The organism is Streptomyces sp. NPDC048751 (assembly GCF_043198595.1).
In the GTDB taxonomy this organism is placed as follows: Bacteria; Actinomycetota; Actinomycetes; order Streptomycetales; family Streptomycetaceae; genus Streptomyces.
Genome location: NZ_JBICUX010000041.1, coordinates 1 through 5,265 on the forward strand (window position 1 = coordinate 1; position 5,265 = coordinate 5,265).

The 5,265-nt window shown below is 69.9% G+C and carries 4 protein-coding genes; all 4 read left to right on the forward strand.

Translation table 11 applies throughout. The features are described from left to right. Positions 1 to 363 precede the first annotated feature (363 nt). The 4 genes from uppS (at position 364) to ACGFNV_RS46760 (ending at position 5,055) form a co-directional block, all read left to right on the forward strand. On the forward strand, positions 364 to 1,137 hold the full coding sequence (uppS, locus tag ACGFNV_RS46745; protein WP_393631784.1) for a polyprenyl diphosphate synthase: 774 nt from the start codon (positions 364 to 366) through the stop codon (positions 1,135 to 1,137). 66 nt (positions 1,138 to 1,203) lie between these two features. Beyond that, the gene (locus ACGFNV_RS46750; protein ID WP_393631785.1) at positions 1,204 to 2,001 is read left to right on the forward strand and encodes a phytoene/squalene synthase family protein; all 798 of its coding nucleotides are present in this window, start codon (positions 1,204 to 1,206) and stop codon (positions 1,999 to 2,001) included. Continuing rightward, positions 1,998 to 3,518, forward strand: a complete 1,521-nt coding sequence (locus ACGFNV_RS46755) for an oxygenase MpaB family protein (RefSeq protein ID WP_393631786.1) — start codon at positions 1,998 to 2,000, stop codon at positions 3,516 to 3,518. Before ACGFNV_RS46750 ends, ACGFNV_RS46755 begins: the two co-directional genes overlap by 4 nt. Positions 3,519 to 3,522: 4 nt before the next feature. Next, positions 3,523 to 5,055: an ABC1 kinase family protein gene (locus ACGFNV_RS46760; protein WP_393631787.1), complete on the forward strand. Its 1,533-nt coding sequence runs from the start codon at positions 3,523 to 3,525 to the stop codon at positions 5,053 to 5,055. Positions 5,056 to 5,265: the final 210 nt, after the last annotated feature.

Genomic DNA, 5,265 nt, shown 5'->3' on the forward strand with positions numbered 1-5,265 from the left:
ACCGCAGGGTCGTCAGCCCATGGAATCGAAGTCACCGCTCATGGCCTCGCTGTCCGGCACACCGACATCGCAGGCAGGCGGTCGACTCACGCGCTTTTGGGCCGCGGTTGTCGTCTGCGGCAACTGCGCCTCAGCGGCCGGGCCGTTCTGCGCGTCAGCCGGTGCGAGTCCACGCCGAGGACTTCCTCCCTCTTTCGAGTGACATCGCCAGACGCGCGGGGCCTCTTGCCGCGCGGGTCGGGCAGGGTGGCTGACTGGTTCCCCCGGTGCGCTTGTCCCCGTGGGGCGCTGTGTGACTGTTCTTCACGGACCGGCGCAAGGTCCGGAAGGTGGGGGCGTGGTGACAGGGGAGGATGCAAGCAGATGGCCGGTACCTCGGTGTCCTGGGGGCCTCATCCGTCCGGGGGCTGGTCGCCCTTGTGGGCACCGGGTCGAGTTCCCGCACACGTAGCTCTGATCGTCGACGGCAACGGCCGGTGGGCCACTCGTCGAGGACTGGCGCGTAACGCCGGGCACGCAGCCGCGGTGCCGCGTCTGCTCGACACCATCGACGGGGCTGTGGAGGCGGGGATCCGGTACCTGTCGTTCTATCTGTTCTCCACCGAGAACTGGCTACGTGAACCGGAGGAAGTCGCGAGGATTTTGGAGATCATCGGCGGCTTCGTTACCGACAACCAGGCCGCGTTGCATGCCAAGGGGATGCGTGCGCTGTGGTGCGGCAGACGCGACCGTGTCCCTGACGCGCTGGGCCGTACTCTCGCCGGCTTCGAACAGCTCACCCGGGACAACCGGACCATGGACCTGGTCTTCTGTGTCGACTACGGCGCTCGGGACGAACTGTTGCGGGCGGCTGCCGAGTTGGCGCGTGAGGCCGCCGACGGGCGGTTGAACCCTGACCGCATCGACGTCGCCTCGCTGACCAGTCGGCTGTACCAGCCGGGCGTGCCCGATGTGGACCTGCTCATCCGTACCTCGGGCGAGCGCCGGATCAGTAACTTCCTGCTGTGGCAGTGCGCTTACGCGGAGCTGTACTTCACCGACGTCCTCTTCCCGGATTTCGACCGATTCGCCCTCTGGGAGGCGGTGGCCGACTATGCCGGGCGGGAACGCCGCTTCGGCAAGGCGGGGGCGGCCTGAATGATGGTTGTGCCGCCGGCCTCGTACCGGACCGTGATGGATCGTGCCGGAGTGCACGAGCCTTCGATGCGGAGCACTTATCAGGACATCGCCCGCAAGGTCCGCCGACTCGAGCCTCCCTACTACGCTGCCACTCGGCTCCTGGCGCCCTCCTGGCTGCAGCCGCACATCTTGTGCGTGTACGCGTTCGCGCACGCCACGGACACCGCGGCCGACAGTGGGCCGGTGGCCGGGCGCGCGCACCGCTTCCATGCGTGGGACACGGCCGTACGGGCGGCTCTGGCCGACCGTCGTACAGACGATCCGCGGCTGGCGGCGCTGCTGCACACCTTGGAGCGCACCGGGCTGCCCGAGACGTGGGTAGGCACCTTCGTGGACGGCATGGCCGGCGACCTCGGTTACCGTGACTTCGGCTCGGAGGCCGGCTTCCAGGCGTACGTGGACCGAGTGTCGCATCCGCTGATGCTGCTGCTCAGCGGGGTCCACCCGGGGTGCCGCACGCGGGAGGTGGTTCGTGCGCTGCGCGACGCGGCCGAGGCGGCGCAGCGCATCGACTGCCTCAGTGACCTCGCCGATGACGTGCGGGCCGGGCGGCCCTGCCTGCCACACACCGGCTGGCAGCTGCGAGGGCAGATCGAGCTCGCCCGCCAGGCCCTGCGCCGGGCCCGTGACATCCTGCCGTTCCTGCCGCCGGAGTTCGTCCCGGTTACGACGGCGTTCCTCGACGTGCACACCCTCCAGCTGCGAGCGGTCGAACGAGCCGGCCCCCGCCTGACACGCACTACCGTCCGCCCCCCATTGCTGGCCTCGCTCAAGGTCCTCCTCTCCGCCCGGCGACAGCACATGAAAGGCGCCCTGTCATGACCGCATCCCTGCCAGCTTCCGAGCCCGAGGCCTCCATCGACTGGACGGGTTTCCCCGGCCCTGGGTCGGCGACCTGGACGTTGCTGGGCCAGTGGCGGATGACGCTGGTGATGCCGCGCCTGCTGGTGCTGCAAGCGGCTCACCCCATGGTCGGTGCCGGCCTGGCCAAGCACTCCACCTACCGCACCCATCCCTGGCGGCGCGTCGATCACACCCTGATCAGCCTGCAGCGTTTCATCTACGCCGCACCCGATCAGCGGCACCAGGAAGTGCAGCGCATCCTGCGCGCCCACCGGCGCATCAAGGGCACCGACGAGCGCGGCCGCGCCTACAGTGCCGAGCAGCCGGAGGTGCGCGCCTGGGTGCTGGGCACCGTGTTCGAGGCGATGAGCAGCATGGAGCGGCTCGCGGGCCGGCCACTCTCGGCTGCCCAGGAGGCACGGCTGTACCAGGAGTGGTGCGCCACCCTGGGCGCCTTCGGCCTGGAACGCGACCTGCTGCCGCCTGACGCTGCCGGGTTCTGGGAGTACTTCGAGCGGATGCAGCGTGAGGTGCTGGAGGACAACACCGAGGTCCGTTTCCTGATGCGGGACATGTACCGAGGTGCCGCGACACCGTCGCAGCTGGAGTGGTGCCCGCCAGTGTGGGCGCTGGCGCGCTCCTCAGCGGCGATGCTGATGCCCGGCGCGGTGGCCGCACAGCTGCCGCGGACCTACCGAGAGCGTCTCCACCTGCATGTAGGGCAGGCCGACCGCACGCTGTCGCGCACCGTGCACCACACCGCGCACGCCGCGATGAAACCACTGCCGCTGCGCAACCGGTACATGCCGATCGCCGCCGCCGCGATGACCGGCCAGGTGCTGCACGAGGCCCGGGAGGTCCCCTCCAGCGGCTTCAGGATTCCCGGCGCCGGTTTGTTGACCCGGCCCTTGGGACTGGTCGCGGCGGTGGCTTCGGCGGCCCTTCGCGGGCCGGAGCGCGACGTGAGGGCCGACCGGCTGGGCCGCTTCTTCTCCCAGGTGCTCGACCAGACCGGCGACGGCCGCATCGACGCGCCCGACCTCCAGGCGATGGCCCGTTCCCTGTGCTGGCAGCTGGAGCTCTCCGCGGAGCAGGAGGACAAGGTGTACGCCGGGTTCACCACGTGGTGGGAGCACATGCGCTCCACCATGGACACCGATGGCGACGGAAGTATCAGCAAGGACGAGTGGGTCACGGCCATGCTCCGCAACTGCGACGCGGACCCCGGCTATGTGCGCGACGGCGTGCACCACGCCGTGCGCGCCATGTTCGAGGCAGTGGACACCGACGGCAGTGGGGCGATCGAGCGGCATGAGTACCGCACCGTGTTCGCCGGCGGACGCGTCGACCCCGGTGACCTCGACCGCGGCTTCGACGAACTCGACGTCGACAAGGACGGCACGATCAGCCTGACCGAACTACTCGACGGATTCACCGCGTTCTTCATGGCCCGCCAGACCAACGTCTCCGGAACCCAGCTGCTGGGCCGGGCCTGAGCCGGTGGCCGCAGCCATGGAACCGGTTCGAGGGGTCGGCGTCGCCCGCCTGGCCGGGCTGCTCGCCCAGGACGTGCTCGCTGCCCGGCAGGGCACCGATACGGCTGAGCGCACCATGGGCGCGCAACGCCACCGGGCGCGGCGGATCCGCATGACGATGGAGGCGCTGGGGCCGCTCTACATCAAGGTCGGCCAGGTACTGGCCACCCGACCGGATCTGGTCTCCGGGGCCCTGATCTTGGAGCTGGAACGGCTGCACACCACCGTGAGCGTCGCGCCGTTCTCCGTCTTCGAACCGGTACTGGAGCAGGAGCTGGGGCGCAGGTGGGAGAAGCTGTTCCGTGAAGTCGACGTCGGCCTGCCCTGCGGTTCGGCGTCGCTGGCCCAGGTGTATCCCGTGGTGTTGCACGATGGCAGCCGCGCGGTGCTCAAGGTGCAGCGGCCCGGGGCCGAGGCCCGGATGCGGGCGGACATGGCGGCCCTGAGCCGGGCAGCTCGTATGACGGGGCGGGCGCTTCCCCGGCTCGCCGAGGTGCTGGACCTCGACGCGATTCTGCAAGGGATCTTCGACTGCATGAGTCCGGAGCTGGACTTCACCGCCGAGGCCGCGCACATGGAAACCGGTCGCCGGGCGGCGGAAGGCTTCCGGTACCTGACGGTGCCCGCGGTTCGGCAGGCCGGGCGGCGGGTGCTGATCCAGGGCCTCGCGCGCGGACGGGCGCTCAGCGCCGGGGCGGCGGAGGACCTGTGCGAGGAGCAGCGCGAGCGGGTGGGCGCCGAACTGCTCAGGTACATGTACCGGGGCTACTTCGTCGAGCACTTCTTCCATGCCGATCCTCATCCGGGCAACGTCTTCCTGCACCCCGAGACAGGGGCGACCCTCATCGACTGGGGCATGGCCGGGCGGATCGACCGGCACACCGGAACGCTGGGAGCGCTCGCGTTCACCAGCATCGCCCACAACGACGCGCGCGGCCTGGCCGCCGCCTGGCTCGAGCTCGGCCGGTCGACCCCGCGCACCGACCTGCCCGGTTTCCGGGACGACCTGACACGCGTGGTGCCGCGACTGGCCGCCAGCCGCCTCGACGGCATGAACTTCGGCTCGGCCCTGGCAACGATCCTTCGGTGCGCTGCCCGGCGCGGGATCCGCACCAACCCCATGATCGGGATGCTGGGCAAGTCCATGGCCAACGTCGAAGGCACGGTACGCGGCATCGCCCCGAACCTGTCAGCCACGGACGTCTTCCGGGAAACGCTGGTAGACATCATGGCCGAGCTCGCACGGAAGTACTTGTCGTATGAGCAGGTGGCACGGCAAGGGCTGGAACTGATCGCAGTGGGTGACAGCGCCCTCGACGAGGTCCGCGCCGCGCTCCGTATGCTCGCCGGCCGGGAAAACACGACGCGAGCGGAGCCGTGGCCCAGCCAGAGAACCGGTGGTGATGGCCTCGGCCCCGTAGGGCAGCACGGTATTGCCGCGGCCACGTGGGTCTTTGCTGCATGGGCGGTGCACCGGGTCACGCGCCACGCCCCCTGACACCTGTGTCCGCTTCGGTGATCTCGGTACAGGTCAGCCGCAGGCCCGGCCGGCCAAGCCTGTCGCCGGTCGTGGCGATATTGGATCGGCGCCCTGGCAAAGGGCCCGGTGCCCCGCCGACGGGACACCGGCGCCTGGCCCTGCCGCGAACGCGCTGCTGGACTAGCGTTCTGTGCCACGTACGGTGGGAGCGGCGGCACGATCTGCTTG

Bases quoted from the DNA above. Each gene is read 5' to 3' on its own strand.
- ACGFNV_RS46750 (WP_393631785.1), top strand. From the start codon at position 1,204: ATGCGGAGCACTTATCAGGACATCGCCCGCAAGGTCCGCCGACTCGAG.
- uppS (WP_393631784.1), top strand. From the start codon at position 364: ATGGCCGGTACCTCGGTGTCCTGGGGGCCTCATCCGTCCGGGGGCTGG.
- ACGFNV_RS46755 (WP_393631786.1), top strand. From the start codon at position 1,998: ATGACCGCATCCCTGCCAGCTTCCGAGCCCGAGGCCTCCATCGACTGG.